Genomic DNA, 261 nt, shown 5'->3' with positions numbered 1-261 from the left:
AGGTTCGCATCGACCTGCACCTCGAACGAAAGGCCTTGCGATTCCGCCTGGTGGCGGAACGGCCGCGCCACGGTCTCGAGCACGTTGGTGAAGAAGATCTCCTCGGCATCGACGGTGACGGTCCCCGATTCGATCTTGGAAAGATCGAGGATGTCGCTAATCAGGTTCAACAGGTCGGTGCCGGCGCCATGGATGGTGCGGGCGAACTCGACCTGCTTGGGCGCCAGGTTGCCTTCCGGATTGTCGGCGAGCTGCTGGCCC

The 261-nt window shown here is 62.8% G+C and carries 1 protein-coding gene; it reads right to left on the bottom strand.

Translation table 11 applies throughout. From position 1 onward, the window contains the following. Positions 1–261, bottom strand: a 261-nt coding sequence (locus ACZ3HH_RS30515) for a sensor histidine kinase (RefSeq protein WP_465810377.1), incomplete at both ends; no start/stop codon positions are given.

The sequence above is a fragment of the Pseudomonas sp. PME37.24/025 genome, assembly GCF_055556615.1.
The sequence above is the reverse complement of the archived record's forward strand: the minus strand, read 5'-3'. Positions and strand labels throughout refer to the sequence as shown.